Below are 25,274 nucleotides of genomic sequence, written 5' to 3'. Positions count from 1 at the left end.
TTTTTATTTTTTTACAACAGTTTACACTCATTGGCACGGATTTTATATTTAAAGTAAAGTGTTTTATAGTAAAACAGCCTCAATACATGTGTTAAGAGACTGTTGGTTTTTATTGTTGCTCAAAGTCGGGAGACTTTGCGCAGCTGGTCTTTTGGTATTGAAAATTTTTATTTTTTTACCACAGATTACACTCATTGGCACGGATTTTATATTTACAGTAAAGTGTTTTATAGTAAAACAGCCTTCATACGTGTGTATAGAGGCTGCTGGTTGTTTTATTGTTGCTCAAAGTCGGGAGACTTTGCGCAGCTGGGTACACTACCTACACTACCCATTTGATACTCTACCGTTATTTTACTTCAAAATTAATCTCTGTAAAAATTTGCGTAGCTGTAAACGAATTCTTTTGTTTTTTAGGAATTAAGTAATAATATCCTAAATAACGATTTTTACCCCGATCTTTTTCGCTAATTAGTAATCTCATATTTGCAGTATTACCAATTACAGGAAAACTATCTACCACATTTTGAGTAGCATCACATAAATTATGAAAATCTGACGGAATAAAAATGTATAGTTCTCTACCTACATTTTTATATATTAATGTATCATATAAAAAATCTAATCTTATGTTTAAGGTATCTCCAACAGTAACATTTTTGTTCATATCAATCTCATAAAAATACCCTTTCGATCTGTTAAGTTTATTACTTTTGAATTTTTTTATAGTATTTCGTGGATTTTTATTACAAAACGAAACATAATTTATAATACTATCTATAACAACTCTTTGATTATCATAAACTTTTTCATAATACCAATCACCTATTCTCCTTTCTTTAAATCCCCAACCACGTGCTCTAATTAAATACCCTTCTTCCTGTTTAATTCCAACAGTATAAACAGAATCTTCTAAACTTCGATTATAAAACAATTCTACACGTGTAAACATTGAGTCTTTACTAAATTCATATGCATTTTTATTCTCAAATTTATACTTTTTATCAATTTCAAAAATTTGTGTACTATTATCTTTACTATTACATTTTAAAAAGAAAATACAAATCGTGAGTGTTAATATTATTTTAATCTTTCTCTTTGTAGTCATTATTTATAGGTATTGAAATTATATTTTTTCCGCAATGAATCTCTGAATTTTTCTCCTTCTGGTGATTGTTGTTGCAGTATATTATTTTGTTTAGGATTTAAATTTATTAGAAGTGAATCATTAACTCCATTATACAAAGTTCTTTTAATAGTTTCTACACCTCTTTTCACATTTTCGTCATCTTTTATTGATACTCTACCAGAATAAGCAGAATTAAACATTTGGATTCCATCAGCAACACGGAAAAATAATAACTTCGCACCCAAATTTGCTCCTCCTGCTCCGATATTTCCCATATCACTCGCATTGATCGATTTTGGCTTGTCTTCAGATTTAAAATTTCCTCTATCTTCACTACCAGCTCCCCAAATCTTATATCCACCTGTTCCTCCAACTGCATCTTTGTAATTTGCAAAATGATTCCAACCAGACTTCTCCTTATTATTCTCCCAATCGCGAGAAAATTCATCTTTAGAAAATCCTATTCTCTTCCAAAACGAACGCTTTCTATTTGCAAAAACAACTACTTCATCTAATTCCGTTACTTCATCTTCACTTGGAACAGCTTGTGTAGAAGAACCCAAAAATGATGATACTTTGTTCCACCAGTCTTTTATTCCACCTTCCTGCTCCATCCCTGTAGGATCAGTAAACATAATAGGATTATTAGTTACATACTGATAAGGCGTCATTGTTTTCTCCGCCAGCGGATCTACACTAACAAATATACTGATTCTTGGGTTACTTCGTCGGGCTCAGCATAAACTCCATAACGTGCGCCGTAATAATACATTTGCGTAGCATCATCTAATTCAGCGCTTTGCGCGGTTCGTTCATCGATAGCTCAACCCGTTTCTTCCTTTGAAATCGTTGAAGTTGTAAAAAAATTGAAATGCATGATTTTTTCACAAAAAGGAATATTAAGTCTTAAACAACTTTAAAAACTGCAAGCCTGCGTTAGGGATGGCAGCGGATAGCCTTTTATTGGCGGCTGAGGCACTCGAAGCGCCGATAAAAGCTATGAGCATACAGCCCGACCCGCCTATTTACCGCTATGCTTTATTGTACTGTTTGAGTGTTTTTACTTGTATTTAGTGCTAAGGCGGTTTGTGAGGGGAACGCCCAAAAAGAAAAATCCCGCCAAGTGATTGACGGGGTATGAATAGTTACTTACTTTTAAACGACTTCGGCTACTACAAAAGTGCTACCGCCAACGTATATCATATCGGTTGGTTTTGCTTGTTGTTTTGCGTATTGTAGTGCAACCGGAATTGTTGAGAAACTGTTTGCTATAAAACCGTTTTTTATTAAAATATCTTGTAAGATATTAGCATCTAGTCCGCGAGGAACGTTTGGTTTGGCTACATAATATTGTGCATTCTTGGGCAAATAGGGTAAAATTCCGTCTATATCTTTATCATTAACAACACCGAAAACAATATGTAATTTATCGAATTTTTGTTGCTGTACTTGTTGCATTACAAGTTCTAATCCGTTTTTATTATGGGCTGTATCGGCTACAATCAATGGATTTTCAGATAAAATTGTCCATCTGCCTTTTAAACCTGTATTTTTAGTTACATTTTTAAAACCTACTGAAATATGTGTATTTGTTATATTAAAATAATTTTTCAACAATTGTAACGTCTTGAAAGCCGTTTTTTTGTTGTGTATTTGGTAGTTCCCTTTTAAATCGGAAGAAAGATCAGGAATATCATCACATGAGGATGCAAAATAAATAGGTGCATTTTGTTGCTGTGCTGTTTCTATAAAAACCGTTTTTGTATCATTTGTAAACTCACCAACTACCACAGGTACGTTATTCTTAATAATACCCGCTTTTTCGGCAGCAATTTCTTGTAAAGTATTTCCTAAAACATTCATATGATCCCAACCAATGTTGGTTATCACACTAATTAATGGAGTAATTATATTGGTAGAATCTAAACGTCCACCTAAACCAACTTCAATAACCGCAACATCAACTTTTTCTTGAGCGAAGTATTCAAAAGCCATACCTACTGTCATTTCAAAAAAACTAAGTTTATTTTCTTCTAGAAAATTTTTGTTTTGATTTATGAAGTCTACTACAAAATCTTTTGAAATTTCTTGACCATTTATTCGAATACGTTCACGAAAATCAACTAAATGCGGTGAAGTGTACAAACCAACTTTTAAACCCGATTGTTGCAAAACCGATGCGATTAATGATGAAGTTGAACCTTTACCATTAGTACCACCTACATGTATAGATTTAAATTTAGTTTCAGGGTTATGTAAATAATTGGCAAACTTTAATGTTTTTGTTAAATCTTTTTCAAAAGCAGCTGTCCCTATGCGTTGAAACATTGGTAACTGGGCAAACATCCACTCTACCGTTTGTATATAGTTATCCATAAAAAGCAAAAATTGTATCGTATTAATTTAATTTTCTGATATTTTTTTCATTATTTAGCACAAATAATTTTTAAAACATAGTAAGCTACAAAATTCAATTTTTTAAGCGTTAAATAAAACTTTATGATGACATTTTTTTTACAAACTGCACCCGACAGTTTAACACAAACAACACAAGCTATTGTTGAAAACGTTGCCCAAACCAAAGAACTTACATTATTTGAGTTTGTTTTAAAAGGGGGCGTATTTTTAATACCTATAGTTATTTTGTTTATTTACACTATTTATTTAACATTTGAAAGGTACTTTTTTATAAAAAAAATGGCAAAAAAAACCAATGCTGGTTTAATGGAATCGTTAAATACTCAATTAAATTCGGGTAATTTAGATTTAGCAATTGCATCGGTACAACGTGAAGAAACTTCTGAAGCAAAAGTATTACACGAAGGTTTACTGACTATTGGAAGACCAATTTCGGAAATTGAATCGAACATGGAAAAAGTAACCAATATTGAAATTGCCCAAATGGAAAAAAAATTAAACCATTTAGGAACCATTGCAGGTATAGCACCTACGCTTGGTTTTGTTGGAACAATTTCGGGGGTAATTAAAATATTTTATAACATATCAATTACCGAAAATATTAGTATTGCAAATATATCGGGCGGTTTATACGAAAAAATGATTAGTAGTGGTGCTGGTTTAATTGTTGGTATTATAGCTTATGCAGCTTACCATTTATTAAACGGAAAAATAGATAATTTTGCACTTCAGGCTCAGAAAAATATTTTAAAATTTATTAACATTATACAAAGACCAAATGGCCATAAAGAGAAATAGACGATTCCATGCAGAAGTTGCAACGTCATCACTAAGCGACATTATGTTTTTTCTACTACTTTTCTTTATAATTATTTCTACTTTAGCAAATCCCAATGTTATTAAAATGACATTACCTAAGGCAGAATCAACAGAAAAAACAAACAAACAGTTAATTACACTATCGGTAAATGAAAATAAGGAGTTTTTTATTGATAAAGAACCCGTAAACCCGCAAGATTTAGAAGCGCATTTATTAGCTAAATTAGGTGGCGATAAAACACAAACGGTTGTAGTACGCATACCCTATAACTTACAAGTTCAAGACTTAGTAAATGTTTTACAAATTGGTGTAAAAAACAACTTAAAATTTGTAATTGCAACCAATAAAAATTAATAAAAAAAGCCCTTTAAAATTAGTTTTAAAGGGCTTTTTCTTTACCAAAACAATGATTATTTATTTTATTATTTTTCTATAATTTAAATGATTGTATTAAAAAATTAAACCCAAAAGAATAGGTATAAAAAAACGGAACAAAAGTAAAACTTAGCTCCGTTATGTGATCCAATCAGGATTCGAACCTGAGACCTACTGCTTAGAAGGCAGTTGCTCTATCCAGCTGAGCTATTGGACCCAACCTTAAAGGTAAATGTCGGGGTGGCAGGATTCGAACCTGCGACCTCCTGGTCCCAAACCAGGCGCGATGACCGGGCTACGCTACACCCCGAAAAGTTACTAATTGCGGAGAGACAGGGATTCGAACCCTGGCATCGGTTACCCGATGACAGATTAGCAATCTGCTCCGTTACCACTCCGGCACCTCTCCTAAAATCCAAAACAAAGATTTTGTGACCCGACTGGGGCTCGAACCCAGGACCCCAACATTAAAAGTGTTGTGCTCTACCAACTGAGCTATCGAGTCGTTGAACTTTGTAAAGTTCGTAACTTATTCCATTAAAATTTGTGACCCGACTGGGGCTCGAACCCAGGACCCCAACATTAAAAGTGTTGTGCTCTACCAACTGAGCTATCGAGTCGTTGAACGTAAAGTTCTAAAAACTTTTTAATAATATATTTAGTGACCCGACTGGGGCTCGAACCCAGGACCCCAACATTAAAAGTGTTGTGCTCTACCAACTGAGCTATCGAGTCAATAATTTTTTTTGAGAGTGACCGTTATCAGATTCGAACTGACACGTCATTTTGACACCACCCCCTCAAGATGGCGAGTCTACCAATTCCTCCAAACGGCCTGTAAACTAAACTTGTGACCCGACTGGGGCTCGAACCCAGGACCCCAACATTAAAAGTGTTGTGCTCTACCAACTGAGCTATCGAGTCAAATGATTCATAAAGAATCAAATTATTTTTTGCTTTGTGATCCAATCAGGATTCGAACCTGAGACCTACTGCTTAGAAGGCAGTTGCTCTATCCAGCTGAGCTATTGGACCCAACCTTAAACAAACAACTGTTTAAATTGTCGGGGTGGCAGGATTCGAACCTGCGACCTCCTGGTCCCAAACCAGGCGCGATGACCGGGCTACGCTACACCCCGAAAAAATGGTTACTAACCGCGGAGAGACAGGGATTCGAACCCTGGCATCGGTTACCCGATGACAGATTAGCAATCTGCTCCGTTACCACTCCGGCACCTCTCCTGCATTAACTAATAATTTATATCGGTTAAGCGGTTGCAAATGTATAACGAGATTTAAGACTTTGCAAGTATTTATTGCTTTTTTTTCTAAAACAATTTAAATTTCTACATCATACTATTAATAATCAGCAAAATAAAGTTGTATAATTTTTTAAAAAAATAGTTTTAAGTAAAGGTGTAATTTTTCAATAATAAAAAAATGTTGTACAAAAACATTATAATTAGTACATTCGCACTAAACAAAATGTTATTAATTTATGAGTAAAAAAGTAGTAATTGTTTCGGCTGCTAGAACACCAATAGGTAGTTTTATGGGCGCGTTATCAACAGTTCCGGCAACTAAATTAGGTGCTGCTGCAATTAAAGGTGCTTTAGATAAAATCAATTTAGATCCAAATAAAGTTGAAGAGGTATTAATGGGTAATGTAGTGCAAGCTGGTGTAGGTCAAGCTCCTGCACGCCAAGCTGCCTTATTTGCTGGTTTATCAAACACTGTTCCGTGTACTACCATTAATAAAGTATGTGCTTCAGGAATGAAAGCAATAATGCAAGGTGCACAAGCTATTGCAAACGGTGATGCTGATATTATTGTAGCCGGTGGTATGGAAAACATGAGTATGATTCCACATTATGCTAATTTACGTAACGGAGTAAAATTTGGTGGAGCTGCTTTTGTTGATGGTATGCAAAAAGATGGTTTAACGGATGCTTATGAAAACCAAGCAATGGGTGTTTATGCCGATGCTACTGCAGCTGAATATAACATTACAAGAGAGCAACAAGATGAATTTGCAGTTAATTCTTACAAAAAATCGGCTGCTGCATGGGAAGCTGGTAAATTTGATGCCGAAGTTGTTCCTGTAGCTGTACCACAACGTAAAGGCGAACCTATTATGGTTACTAAAGATGAAGAGTTTACTAATGTTAAATTAGATAAAATCCCTGCTTTAAATCCAGCTTTTACAAAAGAAGGAACTGTTACAGCTGCAAATGCCTCTACCATTAATGATGGTGCTGCTGCAGTTGTTTTAATGAGCGAAGAAAAAGCTAACGAATTAGGCTTAAAACCTTTAGCATATATCAAAGGTTTTGCTGATGCTGCACAAGAACCTAAATGGTTTACAACTGCACCTGCTAAAGCTTTACCTAAAGCTTTAGACAAAGCTGGTGTTTCGATAAACGATGTTGATTATTTTGAATTTAACGAAGCTTTTTCTGTAGTAGGTATCGCAAATACAAATATTTTAAATTTAGATGCTAATAAAGTAAACGTTAACGGTGGTGCTGTATCATTAGGTCATCCGCTAGGATGCTCAGGTGCACGTATTGTTGTAACATTATTAAGCGTTTTACAACAAAACAACGGTAAAATAGGTGCTGCTGCTATTTGTAACGGCGGCGGTGGTGCATCTGCCATTGTAGTTGAAAAAATTTAATTCATTTTTTACATAATAGTGATGAGAAGGTATTATAAAAACCTTCTCATCTTATTTTTTAAATTTAAATATGTTTGCACTTTGTAATTTAGCTATTGTTCCTTTGCGTTTTGAACCTTCAGATAAAAGTGAATTGGTTTCACAAGTTCTTTTTGGAGAAACTTTTATTATTTTAGAAAAACAAGAAAAATGGTCTAAAATACGTTTAACGACTGATTTGTACGAAGGTTGGATCGATAACAAACAATTTACACCTATCACCCAAGAACAATATACTATTTTACAAAATACTGCAAAAATGTATTGTGCCGATTTAATTGATTATATTACTGGTGCCAATGCTTTATTGCCTATTGTTTTAGGCAGCGACTTAACTTTTCTAAGTTTTACCGATATTAATAATCAAGAATTAACATTTGATGGTACTTTAATTTCGGGTACAAATGAAAAAACAAATTTACTTAAAACTGCATTTTTATATTTAAACGCACCGTATTTATGGGGTGGTAAAACACCTTTTGGTATTGATTGTTCAGGATTTACACAAATGGTGTACCGCCTAAATGGGTATTATATTCCCAGAGACGCATCGCAACAAGCTAAAATTGGTGAACCTTTAAGCTTTATTGAAGAAAGTGAAGTTGGTGATTTGGCTTTTTTTGATAACGAAGATGGTCATATAATTCATGTGGGAATTATTATGGAAAACAACTACATTATTCATGCGCATGGTAAAGTTCGCATTGATCGTTTAGATCATTTAGGAATTTTAAATATAGATACTGGTCGCCATACTCATAAACTTAGAGTAATTAAGAAAATCATTTAACAAGGCATTTCGTAATAGAATGCTTATCTTTGCCAAAATTTAATTTATTTATGGCAACATTTGAGCAGTTTAATTTACCCAAATCTTTACAAAAAGCAATCGATGATTTAGGCTTTGTAAACCCAACACCTATTCAAGAAAAATCATTTAGTGCCATTTTATCAGGAAAAGATGTAATGGGAATTGCTCAAACCGGAACAGGTAAAACTTTTGCCTACTTACTCCCTATTCTAAAACAATGGAAATTTCAACCAACCGAATCACCTCGTGTTGTAATTTTAGTACCTACACGTGAATTGGTTGTTCAAGTTGTTGAAGAAATTGAAAAACTTACTAAATACATGTCTATACGTGTTTTAGGTATTTATGGTGGTGTAAATATTAATACTCAAAAAACATCGGTTTATAACGGTATCGATATTTTAGTTGGTACACCAGGTAGAACCATGGATTTGGCTTTAGATAATATTTTGCGTTTTGATGCACTACAAAAATTGGTAATTGATGAATTTGATGAAATTTTAAACTTAGGATTTCGCACACAGCTTACATCTATTTTATCAATGATGAAAAATAAAAAACAAAATATTTTGTTTTCGGCAACCATGACCGAAGAAGTTGATGAAATCTTAGATGAATATTTTAATTTTCCCGATGAAATTTCTTTAGCCCCTTCAGGAACACCATTAGAGAAAATTAAACAAGCTGCGTATTTAGTTCCTAATTTTTTAACTAAATTAAATATTTTAAAAGATTTATTAACAAACGACGATACCACAACGCGTGTTTTACTTTTTGTTAACAATAAACGTTTAGCCGATTTTGTACTAGAACATTTAGAAGAAGAGTTTCCTAATGAATTTGGAGTAATCCATTCCAATAAAACGCAAAATTACCGATTAAACACCATGGAATTGTTTCAAAATGGAACTTTAAGAGGATTGGTTACAACCGATGTTATGGCGCGTGGTTTAGATATTACAGATATTACGCATGTTTTTAATTTGCAATTACCAGAAATTCCTGAACAATATATTCACCGAATTGGTAGAACAGGACGTGCAGATAAAGACGGAGTAGCAATTAGCTTTATTAGTCCAAAAGAAGAAGAAACGCAGTTAGATATAGAAGAACTAATGGATTATGAAATTCCATTAAATGAAATTCCTTCACATGTAAAAATTGCAGAACAACGTTTGGAATTTGAAAAAGACAAAGTTAAAATGAAAACCAACAAACGCAAAATTGATACAGAGCGCGGTGAGGCATTTCATGAGAAAAAAGATAAAAACAAAAAAGTAAACTTAGGTGGTCCGGGTAAACGAACTCCACGAAAATCGGCACCCCGTAACCGTGCTGTGGAACGTAAACGCGCCGAGAAAAAGAAGAAAAAATAAACTGGATTTTAAAAAATCCAGTTTTTTTTATTTATCGCTACTTAAAGCCGTTTTATACTCTGATATTTTCTCTAATATTTCAGGTTCGGGTTTAGGGTAATCAATCTCGGTAATTTTCTTTAAAGTTTTATAAATAATTTTAGCAACAATTAACCTGCTTATGTCTTTATCATCACTTGGAACAATATACCATGGCGCACGTTTATGGTTGCTTTTTTTTAAAACTTGTTCATAACAAAATTGATAATTATCCCAAAAATCACGTTCTTTTAAATCGCCTGGTGAAAATTTCCATTGGTGTTTAGGCTCTTCTAATCTTTTAAGTAATCTGTTTTTTTGCTCGGTTTTACTTAAATGTAAAAAGAATTTTAAAATAATAGTTCCATTGTTAAACCAAAATTCTTCAAATTCAACCATTTTGTTCATTCGTTCGTTCCAAAAATCATCTGTTAAATTGTTTATATCAATGAAAGGATTTCGTTCATTTAACAAATATTCTGGATGAACCCTTGTTACCAAAACATTTTCATATTGCGTTCGATTAAAAATGGTAAATTTTCCCTTTTCAGGTAACTTTACATAATGTCGCCACATAAAATCGTGCTGTAATTCTTTGTACGAAGGTGTTTTAAAACTTTCAACCACTACTCCACGCGCGTTAAATCCTTTAAAGACTTCACGTATCATACTATCTTTACCCGCTGTGTCCATTCCTTGAAAAGAAATTAAAACCGAATAACGATTATCGGCATACATTTTATCTTGAATTTCTGCTATCTTTTTTCGATACTTTTTAAGTTGAAGTTTTATTTCACTTTTAGGTAAATCAGTTGCGTAAGCAGTTGCAATTTCACTTAAGTTAAAATTTTCAGGAACTTTAAAATCTTTTCGTTTCATATTGATAGTTTTTGTCTAAATTAGATAAATATTTTAAAGAAATGAAAAAATATTTTTTAAACACTTGGCTAAAACTTACAGGAATTGTTGCAGTTACTGGCGTTGGTTATGAAAACGATAAACTTATTTTAGCAACTGAATCACAAAATGTATTGTACGAATATTTTATAAAAAATGATTCTATTACAAATTATGTTTTAAATGATTCTATTTCAGACGACCTTAAATCATCTCAAAACTATAATTTACAAACTCTTTTTAAAGTAGATAATTCTTATTATTTGTTTGGATCTGGAAAAGATTCTTTAAGCAGCAATGCAATTATAATGAATGCTTTTTCCAAATATACATCATCAATAAACATTACTGAATTATATTCAGAAATGAAAAGTTTTTCAGAAATAAATGACCAAAATTTTAATATAAATGCTACAGTAACATACAACAACGATTGGCTTTTTTTAAACAAAGCAAATATTAATGGTAATGAAAATTACATTTTTGTAGTTCAAGGCAAAAATTTTATTGACGAATACAATATTTTTTATTTTGAATTTGATTTACCTAAAATAAACAATTTACAAACAGGTTTTACCGATGCTACAGTAATTAACAATACTTTATTTTTTGTTGCATGTGCAAATAATGAAAACATTGGAACTTATTTTGGGGCAATAGATTTAAAAAAAATGAAATTATTGTATACTGAAAAAATTAGTGAAACTGAAAATTATACAGGAATTACAGCTATAGAACAAACTAAAAAAAATGTAGCATTTGCACTTACATCTTACAATAAAAAAGAGAACAAAAACTACACAAACATTCATAAATTAAATGTTTTACTAAAAAACAAAATAAAATAAGCAACTTAAAAAGTTGCTTATTTTGTATTTTTAAAAGTAGGTGTTGGCACACTTGACCAATTTTCACCCGTTTTTATACGATATAATTGCATTTCACTAATACCAAATTGTTTCGCAATAATACGCATTCGTGTTTTTCGATTTGGATTAAAAATTAATTGTTTAATACGCATAACTTGTGTAGTATCAAGTTTCATTCCTTTTTGAGCCATTTTTTTGGTTTCGATACGTTTAATATGCCCTTCTTTTACATTAGGATTAATACGTTGATGCGCATATTTTTCAGCCTCGGTTACCCACTTTAAGTTGGTGTAATGATCGTTAACATTATCAAAATCTAAATGAATTACAAAATTATGATCATCAGAGGGTTTATTAACAAAAGCTTCGGCAACCGCCCTTGAAAGCATTATGTGTTTATGTGCGTATTTACCATCATCTTTTCTAACTTTGAATCTAAATATTCGAAGATTGTTTGTAACGTTGGGTTTTAACAAATTTCCGTCTTGAAAAGTTTCTTTATAACTAATTAATCGACCAAAATTTGAAATGCCGTAACGCAACTTTTTTTCTACACCTAAGTCTAAATTGACAAAAGTTTCACCGGGGTATAAAACTAACATATTAATATTGTTATGTGGTTTTTAAAGTATAATGTTTGTAAAACTATTATGGTAAAAAAAGTAAGTGTAATTATTTTGTGTAACAAATATATGCTATAAAATTATATTACTTTTCATTTACTAAATTATTTTTAACTAAATAATTGTTAATTTTATCTGGTGTTGTAAAAGGTGAAAATCGTTTAATGGGTTTGCCACTAGCATCTATTAAAAATTTTGTGAAATTCCACTTAATTGCATTTACAATACAACCAGGTAAAGCCTTTTTTAAATATTTGAATAAGGGATGTGCATTCTTACCATTCACTAAAACTTTTTCAAAAACTGTAAACGAAACACCATAATTTAGCAAACAGTTATTTTGAATTGATACTGAATTTCCTGGCTCTTGGTTATTGAACTGATTACAAGGAAAAGCTAAAATTTCTAGATTTTGATCTTTGTATTTTTGATGTAATTCTTCTAAACCAGCATATTGAGGGGTGAATCCACATTTACTAGCCGTATTTACTATTAAAAGAGTTTTGTTTTTATAGATTGAAAAATCAATTTCTGAACCTTGAAGCGTTTTTGCGTTAAATTGATAAATTGAATTCATAGTATACTAAATTAAAAAATGCATCAAAAATTGATGCATTTTTAGTTATTTTTTTAAATGTGTAATAAAATAGTCGGCAATTTTTGCATTTAAATGCACTCTATCTTTGCCGGATACATTATGTTCATGTGTTGGGTATAAAAAGTAATCTACTTGCTTACCTTCCTTAATACATTTTTCAATAAACTGCATACTGTGTTGTTGAACAACCACTGGATCTTGTGCACCATGAATCATTAACAAATGCCCTTTAAGATTTTTTACTTTATTTAAGGTAGATGTTTTTTCATAACCTTCTGGGTTTTCTTCAGGTGTATCCATATATCTTTCCCCATACATTACTTCATACCATTTCCAATCAATAACAGGGCCACCAGCAACACCAACTTTAAAAGTATCAGGGTAATTTAACATTAAACTTGTTGCCATAAAACCACCGAATGACCAGCCGTAAACTCCAATTTTTTCAGTATCAACAAATTTCTTTGTTTTTAAAAAGGCAACACCTTGCATTTGATCGGCCATTTCGTTTTGACCTAATTGTCTGTGAATTACATGCTCAAAATCACGGCCACGGTTTTCACTTCCTCTGTTATCTAAAGTAAAAACCACAAAACCTTGCTGTGCCATGTAATAATCAAAACCACCTGCTCCTGCACCAAAACGGTTTGAAACTAACTGTGCATGAGGGCCGCCATAAACATAAACCATTACTGGATACTTAGTGTTTTCATTAAAATTTGCAGGGTAAATAATTCTACCGTTTAAATTTGTTTTGCCATCGGCAGCCTTAATCGTAACAGTTTCTATTGTAGGTAAAACTGTTTTTCCTTCGTACGGATTTTTTGCTTCTAAAAGCGTAATACCTTTTTTACCATTTATAGGATTTATCGATATGCTATTTGGTGTTGTGAAATTTGTGTATTGCGAATAAAACCATGTTTTATCTGCATTCATTTCAATATTATAAGTAGCTGAATTTGTTGTGACTGGTTTAGTTTTACCCGATTTTAAATCAACTTTGTACAATAATTTATCCATACCTTTATTAGCAGTACCCATGTAATAAATTTCTTTTGGAGACACGCTTACAAATTCTTTAAAAAGGACATCTTTGTATAAATAACTGTTCAATTGTTTACCATTAGTGTTGTATTTATACATTTGGCGATAGCCATCTTTTTCAGAAATATAGATAAACTCTTTATCATTTAAAAATTTAAGCGGTGTATTTGGCTCTACATAAGTTTTGCTTTTTTCTTCAAATAAAGTTCTATCAAAATTACCCGAATTTGCATTAAAACGCTGTAATTTTAAGTGATTTTGCCCGCGATTTAAAACGCCAACATAAACCAAATCGCTTGAAGGTGCCCAAGAAGGCATGGTTAAAAACTGTTCTTTATCGCCTTCAATTTTTAATGGAGTAGTAGTTTTTGAATCGATATCATAAATGTGTAAAGAAACTTCTTCCGATTTCATACCAGCCATTGGATATTTAATAGGAGTTTCTTCGGCAATTCTAGCTCCAAAATCAATTAACGGATAATTTTTAACCATACGTTCATCTTTCTTATAGAACATAATTTTTTTTCCATTAGGGCTAATCCACATACCTCTGTCAATACCAAATTCGTTGCGGTGCGTATTGCTGCTGCCGTTTACTATATGTTTTTCATCATTCGTAATTTTTACAACCGTACCATTATCATAAACCAATTCTAAATTATTATCATTTAAATAAACAATGTAATTTTTGTTTGGCGCAATTACTTCTTCGTTTGCAGATGCGCTAAATTTAATATGTTTATCTATTGTTTTAGTAGATACATTATAAATAATAAAATATTTATCACTTTTACCGTGGTAAGTGAACGAAAGTTGGTTTTGATTTTCCCAATGATAATCAAACGGGAACATACGTAAACTAACTTTATCGTTAATGATTTTAGAAAGTGCTGTTTCTAAATCGGTTGTTGTAACAAAATTATCAACCGTGGTATTTTTTATAGTTTTAACAGAAAGCGCTTTGAAAGAAGCATCAATAAAAGATAATTCTGCATTTGAACGCCATTGAGCACCGTAAATTGATTGTGTACCAAAGCCTTTTTGTGAAGGTAAAGTTGCTTCTTCTATTGTTAAATTATTTTGAGCCTGCGTTATAAAACTTGCAAGCATAAAAGCGAAAAAGGTAATTTTTTTCATATAAATTTATTTATACTTTTTAGGTTTAGTTTATTAATTTTTTAATTTGATTTTCTAAATCGTTTACATTTTTAAAATATTCAAAATCTAATTGAATTTTATCTTTTTTTAACTGAGCTATAATTTCTAAAATAATATCTAATGGATCGGCTTCAATTCCTTCCATTTTATCATTAAAATCAATACCTACAATAAAACTTTCATTGTAAATATTTACCAAGTAATCTTCAATAAAAGTAGCTAAGCAAATTTCTTGAGGTTTATAATCTTTCCAAACATCAACACAGCAAGCAGTTGCTAATGACAAATTTTGCCAAAAACAAACCACAGGTACGGGTTCATTTTCATGATTTTTAAACAATAACGATTGTGAAATTGCTAATTCGTCTTTAAATTCAATAATAAAAACCTTATTATTGTTTATAATTTGTTCTATAAAAGTATGAATCACTGTGTTTATTTTAAATTAAAAATTTACCATCGCTCATAACTAATTTTCTATCAGCTAAATTGGCTAAATCTTCGTTATGAGTAACAATTACAAAAGTTTGGTTTAAAGAATCTCGTAAATTAAAAAACAATTCGTGCAATTTTTCGGCAGAATTTGTGTCTAAATTTCCAGAAGGCTCATCGGCAAAAATTACAGCTGGTTTGTTTATCAAAGCTCTAGCAACTGCAACACGTTGTTGCTCACCACCTGATAATTCCGATGGAAAATGGTTAATTCTATGCCCTAACTTTAAATACTCTAATATTTTTTTCGCCTCAGTTTCAGCCTCGTTTTTACTTACACCTGCCACAAAAGCTGGAATGCAAACATTTTCTAATGCAGTAAATTCAGGCAAAAGCTGATGAAACTGAAATATGAATCCTATGTTTTTGTTTCTAAAAGCTGCCAATTGTTTATCGTTTAAGCTTAAAACGTTAGTATCATTTATAAATAACTGCGATTCGTTTTTTTTATCAGGAAAATCTAAAACACCCAAAATTTGCAACAATGTAGTTTTACCAGCACCCGATGCACCAACAATAGCAACTACTTCGCCTTTATTAATTTCTAAAGATACATTTTTTAAAACTTGTAAACCATTGTATTGTTTACTAATATTATTAGCTTTAATCATAAACAAAAATTTACAAACGAAATTAAGTAAACTTTTAGTTAAATAATATTAAATACCGTTTTTTTAATTGTAAATTTATTCTGAAAAGAAAATTTACTTAATTTATGTCTATGAAAAAAGAAGAAACTGCAATTTTTGCAAACGGCTGTTTTTGGTGTTCTGAAGCTATTTTTCAGAAAATTGTAGGTGTACTTAGTGTTTTACCTGGATATATTGGTGGCACTACTGAAAACCCAACCTACGAAGAAGTTTGTACAGGTTTAACAAACCATGCTGAAGCTATTAAAATTGAATTTGATAGTAATTTAATTAGTTATCAAGAATTATTAGAGGTGTTTTTTGCCACACACGATCCTACTTCGTTAAATAAGCAAGGAAACGATATTGGCACACAATACCGAAGCGAAATTTTTTATACTACTGATGCACAGAAAGAGCAAGCAAATTTATTTGTTAAAATTTTAAATGATCAACGTATTTTTGAAACTTCGGTGGTTACTAAGGTATCAAAAGCTACCACTTTTTATTTTGCTGAAAATTACCATCAAAATTATTTTAATAATAACCCACAAAACAGTTATTGTGCTATGGTGGTTGCTCCTAAAATTAAAAAGTTTGAAAAGTTTTTTCAAGAGTATGTTACAAAATAAATTGGCATATACTTTGTATTAAAAAGTATATTTAAAATTAAATACATGCAAAATATTGCTCTTAAAAACAAAACAATAAACAACCAAAAATACCGCAATTTATTGTTAGGTTTACTGTTTGATGCAATTGGTACTTTATCATTTTCAATACCCTTTTTAGGAGAATTTACCGATGTAATATGGGCCCCCATTTCGGTTATACTTATTAAAACAATGTATAAAGATAAAGTTGGAACAATTGCAGGAACCATTTCGTTTATTGAAGAAATTTTACCAGGTGTTGATTTTATACCAACTTTTACACTTACTTGGTTTTATACTTATTTTATTCGTAAAAATTAAAAATCAATAAAAAAAGAGCCTTTCGGCTCTTTTTTGTATTAATATAAACTTGGATATTTTGTTGGATTTGCTTCGTGCATAATAGCGTAAACTTTTTCAAAAACATCTTCTGCCGAAGGTTTAGAAAAATAATCACCATCGGTACCATAAGCTGGTCTGTGTGCTTTAGCCGATAATGTTTCTGGTTTACTATCTAAAAATTTATAAGCTTCTTGTTTATCAACAATTTGTTGTAATAAATAAGCAGATGCTCCACCTGGCACGTCTTCATCAACTACTAATAAACGATTTGTTTTTTGTACAGATTTTGCACAATTGTTAGCGTTATCAAACGGTAATAATGACTGCGCATCAATAATTTCAACATCAATACCTATTTCTAACAATTCTTTTGCAGCTTGTTCTACAATTCTTAAGGTAGATCCATAAGATACAATTGTTAAGTCGGCACCTTGTTTAATGGTTTCAACCACACCAATTGGTGTTTTAAATTCACCAATATTGGTAGGCATTTTTTCTTTTAAACGGTATCCATTTAAACATTCAATTACTAAAGCAGGTTCATCGGCTTGTAATAATGTATTGTAAAAACCAGCAGCTTTTGTCATGTTTCTTGGTACTAAAACATGAATACCACGAACTGCATTAATAATCATACCCATTGGCGAACCAGAATGCCAAATACCTTCTAAACGGTGCCCACGTGTACGAACAATTAGTGGCGCTTTTTGTTTACCAGCTGTTCTGTATTGAACGGTAGCTAAATCATCGCTCATAATTTGTATTGCGTACAACAAATAATCTAAGTATTGAATTTCGGCAATTGGTCTTAAACCACGCATTGCCATACCTATACCTTGACCCAAAATGGTTGCTTCGCGGATACCTGCGTCTGCAACACGCATTTCGCCATACTTTTCTTGTAAACCTTCTAAACCTTGGTTAACGTCGCCGATATTACCTGAATCTTCGCCAAAAATTAAAGTTTCTGGATAGGTTTCAAATATCTTATCAAAATTATTTCTAATGATTAAACGTGCATCTACATCGGTACTGTTTTCATCATATGTTGGTAAAACTTCGTCAATATTTTCAGCCTTTTTGTTAGATTGTGAAAATAAGTGTGAACTAAAACTTGGTTGAATTTGATCAATGTAATTCTGAATCCATTGCGCTAACAATTGTTGACCATTTTCGCCAATAATCATACGTAAAATTTTACGTGCCGTTGTTAACAAATCTTTGCGAATAGGTTCTTTTGTAGCATTTAAATCACTAATTGCTTTTTCAATAAAAACTTTATTCGCTGATTGTGTAGCTACATTAGTTAACACATCAATCAACAACGATCTATCGTTTTTAATTGGATTTAAATATGCTTCCCAAGCTGCTTTTTTACCAGCTAAAACTTCCTTTTTAAGTGTTTCATCAATAACATCTAACTCTTCTGCAGTTGCTATATTATTTTCAATCATCCATGAACGCATCTTAACTATACAGTCAAATTCACTTTCCCATTGTAAACGGTCTGCAGATTTATAACGTTCATGTGAACCCGAAGTTGAATGTCCTTGAGGCTGGGTAAGCTCTTTAACATGTATCAAAACAGGTACGTGATTTGTACGCGCAATGTGTGATGCTTTTGCATAAGTATCAACTAAAGCAGGATAATCCCAACCCATTACCGTTAAAACTTCGTACCCATTGGTATCTTCATCTTTTTGAAAACCTTTTAAGATTTCGGAAATGCTTTCTTTTGTTGTTTGATGACGTGCATGAACCGATATTCCGTACATATCGTCCCAAACACTCATAACCATTGGTACTTGTAAGACACCAGCTGCGTTAATGGTTTCAAAAAACAGTCCTTCCGATGTTGATGCATTACCAATTGTTCCCCAAGCAACTTCGTTACCTGCTACAGAAAATTGTTGGTTTTTATCGGCATTCGGAAATTCACGGTAAATTTTTGATGCTTGCGCCAAACCTAACAAACGAGGCATTTGCCCTGCTGTTGGTGAAATATCTGAACTTGAGTTTTTTTGTTGTGTAAGGTTTTTCCAATCGCCATTGTTATCTAAACTGTGGGTTGCAAAGTGCCCTCCCATTTGTCTACCACCAGACATTGGATCGTGTGTTACATCGGCATGACCATATAAACCAGCAAAAAATTGTTGAATGTTTAAAGCTCCAATAGCCATCATAAAGGTTTGATCGCGGTAGTACCCAGAACGAAAATCGCCATTTTTAAAGGCTTTTGCCATTGCTAATTGTGGTACTTCTTTTCCATCGCCAAAAATTCCAAATTTAGCTTTACCGGTTAAAACTTCTTTACGGCCTAATAAACTGCATTCACGTGAGGTGCGTGCTGTTTTGTAATCGTTTAAAACTTCTTTTTTAAAATCTTCAAAAGTTAAAGCTTCTTTCGTAGTTGCCTGCTGACTCATAATTATATAGAAACTGTTTGAAACAAAATTAATTAATTTACGAAATTAAGTAATCAATCGCTAAAAAACTAATTTTTAATAAATTTAACGCTTTAATTTGTTTGTTTTATTGTATTAATAATAAAAAAATAGCCACCTAAATTTTAGATGGCTATTTTAATTTTATATTGAAAAGCTTTATCTATTCATCAATATTTTCAGCTTCTGCTTCTTCTTTTGCTTTTAAAGCTTCTGCACGTTCACGCTCTGCAGAACTTTTAATGGTATCAACTAATATTGGTGTTGATATAAATAATGATGAATAAGTACCTACACCAATACCTAATAACATTGCAAATACAAATCCACGGATTGATTCACCACCAAAAATAAACATGATTAATAATACTACAATAACTGTTGCAGATGTATTGAAAGTTCTTGATAATGTTGTATTAATTGATTTGTTTACAACTTCTTCAAAAGTTCCCTCAGAATCACCTTTTATGAAATCGCGTACACGGTCAAAAACAATTACAGTATCGTTTAAAGAATAACCAATAACAGTAAGTAATGCAGCAACTAATGATTGGTCTACTTCCATATTAAACGGTGCAAATTTATAGAAGAATGAATAAACACCTAAAACAAAAATAACATCGTGTGCAACTGCAGCAACAGCTCCTAATGAATATTGCCATCTACGGAATGAAATTGCTAAGTAAATAAACACTACTAACAATGCACCACCTACTGCCCAATAAGCATCGGTTTTCACGTCTTTCGCTACTGTTGGACCTACTTTAGATGCTTGTACAATTCCTAAACCATTATTTGAAGCGGTTGTAAATTGTTCATAACTTAAATTTGTTGTAAAGTAAGGTTTTAAATTATTGTAAAGAATTGTGTTTACTTCTTTATCAACTTGAGCACTTTCTTCGTCAACTTTATATTTGGTCGTAATTTTAAGTTTTGAATCTTTACCAAAAACTTTAGCTTCTACATTACTATCAAAAACTTTTGATAATTTACTTGAAACTTCAGATGCATTAATGTTTTTATCAAATTGTACTTGGAATGTTCTACCACCTGTAAAATCAATACCATAATTTAATCCATTCAATACTAAAGTACCAATACATAGTAGCATAGTTATAGAAGTAACAACATAAGCTATCTTCTTTTTACCTAAGAAATCAAAGTTCATATTAGTAAACCAATTTCTAGTAAGTTTTGTACTAAAAGCCAGTTTTGCGTCTTTTGCAGCAGCAGTATCAACTAAAATTCTTGTAATTACAATTGCGGTAAATAAAGATGTAACAATACCAATTAATAAGGTAACTGCGAAACCTTTAATTGGTCCTGAACCAAAGATTACCAATACAATACCTGTTAATGCAGTTGTTACGTTAGCATCTACAATTGCAGACATTGCTCCACTCCATGAAAATGCATGTTTTATAGCATCTTTTGAAGGAAAACCTTCTCGGAGTGATTCTTTTGCACGTTCATATATCAAAATATTTGTATCCACTGCAGTACCAATTGTTAAAACAATACCTGCAATACCTGGTAATGTTAATACAAAACCAAAACCTGTAAAAACAGCAAAAATAAACAAAACGTTTACTGCTAATGCAATATTTGCAAACCAACCTGCTTTACCATAGAAAAACACCATCCAAGCTGCAATGATAAACAAACCTACTAATGATGAGTTAATACCTGCATCGATAGCTGCTTGACCTAAAGATGGACCAACAATTTCTGATGAAACAATATCAACCGAAGCCGGTAATTTTCCTGCCTTTAAAATATTAGCTAAATCTTTAGTTTCTTGAACAGTAAAATCTCCCGAAATACTTGAACTTCCACCAGCAATTGGGCCTGAAGTTACACCTGGTGCAGAATATACTACGTTATCTAAAACAATTGCAATATTTGATTGCTGTGTGTATGCTTTACCTGTTAAATCTTCCCAAATTTTAGCTCCGTTTGCATTCATTTGCATTGAAACTACTGGCTTACCAGTAACTTGGTCGTAATCATCACGCGCTTCAGTTACTACTGATCCTGATAATGGAGCTGCATTTTGTAAATTACCTTTTAAAGCATATAATTCTACAATATTTGCATCTTTTTTAGGTTTACCCCAAGCAAATTTTACATTGCGTAATTCACCTGATAATAAACCACGTACTTGTGGATCTTTTAAATATGCATTTACTTGTACGGTATCATTAGTTGCAAAAAATGCAATAATAGGCGAACCTTGGTAACCTGGAGCTTTTACTAATGAAATAAGTGGGCCAATGTCTTGTTTTGAAGTAGCCGTACTATCTTTTGATGCACCTGTTAATAATTTATCAACATCGGTTTTAGGTTTAGCTGTAGAATCTTTTGCAACTGTTGTAGTTTTAGTTGAAGCTTTTTCTTTAAGTACAGCATTTGCAGCCATTATAAAGTCACCGAACTGTTCACCTTTAAAAGTTTCCCAAAATTCTAACTGAGCCGTTGATTGTAATAAATTTTTAATACGATCTATATCTTTTGCTCCAGGCAATTCAACTAAAATTCTACCTGTTTCACCTACCATTTGAATTGTTGGAGAAACTACACCAAATTTATCAATACGTTCACCAAAAACACGGTAAGCACTTTCAATTGCTTCTTTAACTTTAGCATTAATTACCGTTTTAACTTGCGCATCTGTCATTGAAGTATTTACTTCTTGTAAATTTCTGTTTGCAAAAATTTCTGATGAAGCTAATTTTGTAGATCCTGCTGAAACTTTTTCAAAAGCATCGTAAAAAGCTTCTAAATAACTTTGATTTCCATCGCGGTTTTTTTCAGCTTCTGCTAATGCTTGATTAAATACAGCATTTTTAGAATTGTTAGACAATCCTTTTAAAATATCTTTAACAGATATTTGAAGCATCACATTGATACCTCCTTCTAGATCTAAACCTTTTTGAATTTGCTTTGAACGTACTTCAGCAAATGTTTGACCTAAATAAACCTTTTCGCCTGCAATTGAATCTAAATAGCGTGCTTCTTTGGTTAAATCACCTTTAGAAAAATCTTTCGCTTTACTTTCGTAATGATTCGTTACAAACGTAAAGGACAATTGGTAAATACTTACCAACGCAAAAATAATTGCAATAAACTTAACAAGTCCTTTATTCTGCATTTTTAAAAAATTAATAGTTTTTAAATGATTTTGTTCACTGTTTTTACCCTAATAAAACGATAAAATATTTGAAAACGGACAAATATATAACTTCACAAAAGATTTAACAATAAAAAATCTAGTTTATTTAAGCTAATTATTAGGATGTTATTAACAGTTTAAAGATAAAAAAAACCGACGATTGTCGGTCTTTTAGTATAATTAAGCATCGATTTTTGCGTAAACTGCATTTTTTTCGATAAATTCTCTACGTGGAGGCACTTCATCGCCCATTAACATAGAAAAAACACGATCAGCTTCAGCTAAATTGTCTACTGTTATTTGGCGTAAAGTTCTAAATTCAGGGTTCATGGTAGTTTCCCACAATTGTTCTGCGTTCATTTCACCTAAACCTTTGTATCGTTGTACCGATGAGCCTTGCCCCATTTGTTCCATTAAAGCTAAACGCTCTTCATCGTTCCAAGCGTATTGTTTTTTAGTTCCTTTTTTAACCATATATAAAGGTGGTGTTGCAATGTAAACGTAACCACGCTCTATCAATTCACGCATGTATCTAAAAAAGAATGTTAAAATTAAAGTTGAAATGTGGCTACCATCAACATCGGCATCACACATAATTACAACTTTATGGTAACGTAATTTAGTTAAATTTAGGGCTTTACTGTCTTCTTCGGTACCAATGGTTACACCTAAAGCAGTAAAAATATTTCTAATTTCTTCGTTTTCAAAAACTTTATGTCCCATTGCTTTTTCAACGTTCAAAATTTTACCACGCAATGGCATAATTGCTTGAAAGTTACGATCGCGACCTTGTTTTGCAGTTCCACCTGCCGAATCTCCCTCTACGAAGAAAATTTCACATTTTTCAGGGTCTTGCTCAGAGCAGTCACTTAATTTTCCTGGTAAACCACCACCGCTCATTACGGTTTTACGTTGAACCATTTCGCGTGCTTTTTTAGCTGCATGGCGTGCCTGTGCTGCTAAAATTACTTTTTGAATAATGGTTTTTGCATCTGCTGGGTTTTCTTCTAGATAAGCTTCTAACATATCAGAAACAGCTTGAGATACAGGTGAAACTACCTCTCTGTTTCCCAATTTAGTTTTAGTTTGCCCTTCAAACTGTGGTTCCATTACTTTAACAGAAACAATTGCTGTTAAACCTTCGCGGAAGTCATCGCCTGAAATTTCAAATTTTAATTTTTCTAACAAACCAGAAGCGTCAGCATACTTTTTAAGTGTACGTGTTAACCCCATTCTAAATCCTTGTAAATGGGTACCGCCTTCGTGGGTATTGATGTTGTTTACGTACGAATAAATATTTTCTGAATAACTATCGTTATAAATTAAAGCTACTTCAACAGGGATTTCACTTTTTTCGTTTTCCATGTTAATTACGTGCCCAATAATTGGCGTTCGGTTACCATCTAAAAAACGAACGTATTCTTTTAACCCTTCTTTTGAATGAAAAGTTTCGCTGTGTGCTTCACCTTTATCGTTTACATTACGTAAATCGGTTAAAGTAATTGTTATTCCTTTATTTAAAAACGATAATTCGCGCAAACGTGCTGCTAAAGTATCGTAATAATATTCTAAGGTTTGGGTAAAAATAGTTGCATCGGGTTTAAATGTAACTTTAGTACCTGTTTTGTTGGTTTCGCCAATTGGACGAGCTGGATATATGGCTTTACCGCGCTCATACTCTTGTTCCCAAACTTTTCCATCGCGATGAACTTCGGCGCGTAAATGGTCAGATAAAGCGTTAACACAAGAAACACCTACCCCGTGTAAACCACCCGAAACTTTGTATGAATCTTTATCAAATTTACCACCTGCACCAATTTTAGTCATTACAACTTCTAATGCTGAAACACCTTCTTTTTTGTGCATATCAACCGGGATACCACGTCCGTTATCTTGAACTGAAATGGAATTATCTTGATTTATAATAACTTGAATAGAATCGCAATAACCTGCTAAAGCTTCATCGATAGAGTTATCAACAACTTCGTAAACTAAATGGTGTAAACCACGAACGCCAACATCACCAATGTACATTGAAGGGCGCATGCGCACGTGTTCCATTCCTTCTAACGCCTGAATACTATCGGCAGAATACGAATTTTTCTTTATTTCTTCACTCATAATAATATGTGTACTAAATAATAACTGAACTACAAATATACGAAATTTTACTTAATTTTTAGCTTTTAAACGCTTTTAATACTTTTCAAGTTATCAACACTTTAAACGCATTAAACTAAAAAATATCAATTATTTCATACGAAATAGAATTAAATGTAATTTTATCTTTAATTTGCTTGTTTAATAATTGTTGTGTTAGAGGTGCATGTACCGACACACAAAACACAGCTAAACTTTGATAATGAACCATTTGCAAAGGTACACTTATATAAAATATGCCTTTGTTTGTTTTAACTACCGAACCTATAGCAACTTTTTTGGTTAATTTAGTTTCGGGTAATTTTAAAGCGGTTTGTTGTATGTTTAATAACTGTAACAATTTAGTATTTAGCTTTTCTTGTTCTAAATGCATCATAGCTAAACCGGTTTCGTGTTTATCGCCTGCCGAACTTTTAGCATCGTTTTGTGCATCGTGTGTTAACGATGTAATTTGTAATTGTATGTTATTAATTTGATTTTGTATGGTATTTAAAACCGTTTGTTTTAATTGTTTTCTATCCATAAAATTA

At 32.2% G+C, this 25,274-nt stretch carries 21 protein-coding genes and 11 tRNA genes; 8 read left to right on the top strand and 24 right to left on the bottom strand.

Annotated features, from left to right (window positions below):
- Positions 1-349: 349 nt before the first annotated feature.
- The 3 genes from P3875_RS02100 to P3875_RS02090 all read right to left on the bottom strand — a co-directional run bounded on the left by P3875_RS02100 (position 350) and on the right by P3875_RS02090 (position 3,505).
- The gene (locus P3875_RS02100) at positions 350-1,108 is read right to left on the bottom strand and encodes a hypothetical protein (protein ID WP_303444596.1); all 759 of its coding nucleotides are present in this window, start codon (positions 1,106-1,108) and stop codon (positions 350-352) included.
- Positions 1,108-1,815, bottom strand: a complete 708-nt coding sequence (locus P3875_RS02095; RefSeq protein ID WP_303445411.1) for a hypothetical protein — start codon at positions 1,813-1,815, stop codon at positions 1,108-1,110. Before P3875_RS02095 ends, P3875_RS02100 begins: the two co-directional genes overlap by 1 nt.
- A 469-nt stretch (positions 1,816-2,284) precedes the next feature.
- Complete coding sequence (locus tag P3875_RS02090; protein ID WP_303444595.1) at positions 2,285-3,505, bottom strand: bifunctional folylpolyglutamate synthase/dihydrofolate synthase; 1,221 nt, start codon at positions 3,503-3,505, stop codon at positions 2,285-2,287.
- Positions 3,506-3,631: 126 nt separating this feature from the next.
- On the opposite strand from P3875_RS02090, the gene P3875_RS02085 reads away from it, so the two are divergent.
- Complete coding sequence (locus P3875_RS02085) at positions 3,632-4,345, top strand: MotA/TolQ/ExbB proton channel family protein (RefSeq protein WP_303445410.1); 714 nt, start codon at positions 3,632-3,634, stop codon at positions 4,343-4,345.
- A complete protein-coding gene (locus P3875_RS02080) occupies positions 4,326-4,721 on the top strand; it encodes an ExbD/TolR family protein (RefSeq protein ID WP_303444594.1) in 396 nt (131 codons plus the stop codon). Before P3875_RS02085 ends, P3875_RS02080 begins: the two co-directional genes overlap by 20 nt.
- 164 nt (positions 4,722-4,885) lie before the next feature.
- Here the strand turns inward: P3875_RS02080 and P3875_RS02075 are convergent.
- From P3875_RS02075 to P3875_RS02025, 11 genes are all read right to left on the bottom strand, one after another.
- Positions 4,886-4,959, bottom strand: a tRNA-Arg gene (locus tag P3875_RS02075).
- 18 nt (positions 4,960-4,977) lie between these two features.
- A tRNA-Pro gene (locus tag P3875_RS02070) sits at positions 4,978-5,052 on the bottom strand.
- A 15-nt stretch (positions 5,053-5,067) separates the two neighbouring features.
- Positions 5,068-5,151: transfer RNA gene (locus P3875_RS02065), tRNA-Ser, on the bottom strand.
- 23 nt (positions 5,152-5,174) lie between these two features.
- A tRNA-Lys gene (locus P3875_RS02060) sits at positions 5,175-5,247 on the bottom strand.
- A gap of 42 nt (positions 5,248-5,289) precedes the next feature.
- Positions 5,290-5,362: transfer RNA gene (locus P3875_RS02055), tRNA-Lys, on the bottom strand.
- A 42-nt stretch (positions 5,363-5,404) separates the two neighbouring features.
- Positions 5,405-5,477: transfer RNA gene (locus tag P3875_RS02050), tRNA-Lys, on the bottom strand.
- Positions 5,478-5,495: 18 nt separating this feature from the next.
- Positions 5,496-5,578, bottom strand: a tRNA-Leu gene (locus P3875_RS02045).
- Between the two features lie 15 nt (positions 5,579-5,593).
- Positions 5,594-5,666 (bottom strand) — tRNA-Lys (locus P3875_RS02040).
- Positions 5,667-5,703: 37 nt separating this feature from the next.
- Positions 5,704-5,777, bottom strand: a tRNA-Arg gene (locus P3875_RS02035).
- Between the two features lie 29 nt (positions 5,778-5,806).
- Positions 5,807-5,881: transfer RNA gene (locus tag P3875_RS02030), tRNA-Pro, on the bottom strand.
- Positions 5,882-5,900: 19 nt separating this feature from the next.
- Positions 5,901-5,984 (bottom strand) — tRNA-Ser (locus P3875_RS02025).
- Positions 5,985-6,240: 256 nt separating this feature from the next.
- Between P3875_RS02025 and P3875_RS02020 the strand changes: the two genes are divergently transcribed.
- The 3 genes from P3875_RS02020 (at position 6,241) to P3875_RS02010 (ending at position 9,645) form a co-directional block, all read left to right on the top strand.
- Positions 6,241-7,419: an acetyl-CoA C-acyltransferase gene (locus tag P3875_RS02020; protein ID WP_303444593.1), complete on the top strand. Its 1,179-nt coding sequence runs from the start codon at positions 6,241-6,243 to the stop codon at positions 7,417-7,419.
- 70 nt (positions 7,420-7,489) lie between these two features.
- Positions 7,490-8,248 (top strand): C40 family peptidase, encoded by a 759-nt coding sequence (locus P3875_RS02015; RefSeq protein WP_303444591.1) that lies wholly within the window; start codon positions 7,490-7,492, stop codon positions 8,246-8,248.
- 50 nt (positions 8,249-8,298) lie between these two features.
- A complete protein-coding gene (locus P3875_RS02010; protein ID WP_303444590.1) occupies positions 8,299-9,645 on the top strand; it encodes a DEAD/DEAH box helicase in 1,347 nt (448 codons plus the stop codon).
- Positions 9,646-9,672: 27 nt separating this feature from the next.
- Here P3875_RS02010 and P3875_RS02005 read toward each other — a convergent pair whose 3' ends face one another.
- A complete protein-coding gene (locus P3875_RS02005) occupies positions 9,673-10,542 on the bottom strand; it encodes a PPK2 family polyphosphate kinase (protein ID WP_303444589.1) in 870 nt (289 codons plus the stop codon).
- A 41-nt stretch (positions 10,543-10,583) separates the two neighbouring features.
- Here P3875_RS02005 and P3875_RS02000 point away from each other — a divergent pair, with 41 nt between their 5' ends.
- On the top strand, positions 10,584-11,408 hold the full coding sequence (locus P3875_RS02000) for a DUF6929 family protein (RefSeq protein WP_303444588.1): 825 nt from the start codon (positions 10,584-10,586) through the stop codon (positions 11,406-11,408).
- Between the two features lie 17 nt (positions 11,409-11,425).
- On the opposite strand, the gene P3875_RS01995 is transcribed toward P3875_RS02000, so the two are convergent.
- The 5 genes from P3875_RS01995 to P3875_RS01975 form a co-directional block, all read right to left on the bottom strand.
- Positions 11,426-12,031 (bottom strand): hypothetical protein, encoded by a 606-nt coding sequence (locus P3875_RS01995; RefSeq protein WP_303444587.1) that lies wholly within the window; start codon positions 12,029-12,031, stop codon positions 11,426-11,428.
- Positions 12,032-12,137: 106 nt separating this feature from the next.
- Entirely contained in the window at positions 12,138-12,629 is a 492-nt protein-coding gene (locus tag P3875_RS01990; protein WP_303444586.1) for a glutathione peroxidase, read from the bottom strand.
- Positions 12,630-12,674: 45 nt separating this feature from the next.
- A complete protein-coding gene (locus tag P3875_RS01985; protein WP_303444585.1) occupies positions 12,675-14,831 on the bottom strand; it encodes a S9 family peptidase in 2,157 nt (718 codons plus the stop codon).
- Between the two features lie 25 nt (positions 14,832-14,856).
- The gene (locus P3875_RS01980) at positions 14,857-15,282 is read right to left on the bottom strand and encodes a DUF2750 domain-containing protein (protein ID WP_303444584.1); all 426 of its coding nucleotides are present in this window, start codon (positions 15,280-15,282) and stop codon (positions 14,857-14,859) included.
- Between the two features lie 10 nt (positions 15,283-15,292).
- A complete protein-coding gene (locus P3875_RS01975; protein ID WP_303444583.1) occupies positions 15,293-15,955 on the bottom strand; it encodes an ABC transporter ATP-binding protein in 663 nt (220 codons plus the stop codon).
- A 104-nt stretch (positions 15,956-16,059) separates the two neighbouring features.
- Between P3875_RS01975 and msrA the strand changes: the two genes are divergently transcribed.
- The gene (gene msrA, locus P3875_RS01970) at positions 16,060-16,605 is read left to right on the top strand and encodes a peptide-methionine (S)-S-oxide reductase MsrA (RefSeq protein ID WP_303444582.1); all 546 of its coding nucleotides are present in this window, start codon (positions 16,060-16,062) and stop codon (positions 16,603-16,605) included.
- A gap of 45 nt (positions 16,606-16,650) precedes the next feature.
- Complete coding sequence (locus P3875_RS01965; RefSeq protein ID WP_303444581.1) at positions 16,651-16,947, top strand: hypothetical protein; 297 nt, start codon at positions 16,651-16,653, stop codon at positions 16,945-16,947.
- 38 nt (positions 16,948-16,985) lie between these two features.
- Here P3875_RS01965 and P3875_RS01960 read toward each other — a convergent pair whose 3' ends face one another.
- The 4 genes from P3875_RS01960 to P3875_RS01945 form a co-directional block, all read right to left on the bottom strand.
- Positions 16,986-19,394: an alpha-ketoacid dehydrogenase subunit alpha/beta gene (locus P3875_RS01960; RefSeq protein WP_303444580.1), complete on the bottom strand. Its 2,409-nt coding sequence runs from the start codon at positions 19,392-19,394 to the stop codon at positions 16,986-16,988.
- Positions 19,395-19,575: 181 nt separating this feature from the next.
- Positions 19,576-22,563, bottom strand: a complete 2,988-nt coding sequence (gene secDF / locus P3875_RS01955; RefSeq protein WP_303444578.1) for a protein translocase subunit SecDF — start codon at positions 22,561-22,563, stop codon at positions 19,576-19,578.
- Positions 22,564-22,764: 201 nt separating this feature from the next.
- Positions 22,765-24,705 carry a DNA topoisomerase (ATP-hydrolyzing) subunit B gene (gyrB, locus tag P3875_RS01950; protein WP_303444577.1) on the bottom strand — a complete coding sequence of 647 codons (1,941 nt, stop codon included), beginning with the start codon at positions 24,703-24,705 and terminating at the stop codon, positions 22,765-22,767.
- A 115-nt stretch (positions 24,706-24,820) separates the two neighbouring features.
- Positions 24,821-25,267: a hypothetical protein gene (locus P3875_RS01945; protein WP_303444576.1), complete on the bottom strand. Its 447-nt coding sequence runs from the start codon at positions 25,265-25,267 to the stop codon at positions 24,821-24,823.
- Between the last annotated feature and the right edge of the window lie 7 nt (positions 25,268-25,274).

The organism is Myroides sp. JBRI-B21084 (genome assembly GCF_030545015.1).
In the GTDB taxonomy this organism is placed as follows: Bacteria; Bacteroidota; Bacteroidia; order Flavobacteriales; family Flavobacteriaceae; genus Flavobacterium.
Note: the sequence above shows the minus strand (reverse complement) of the source record. Positions and strands in the feature narration are given on the sequence as shown.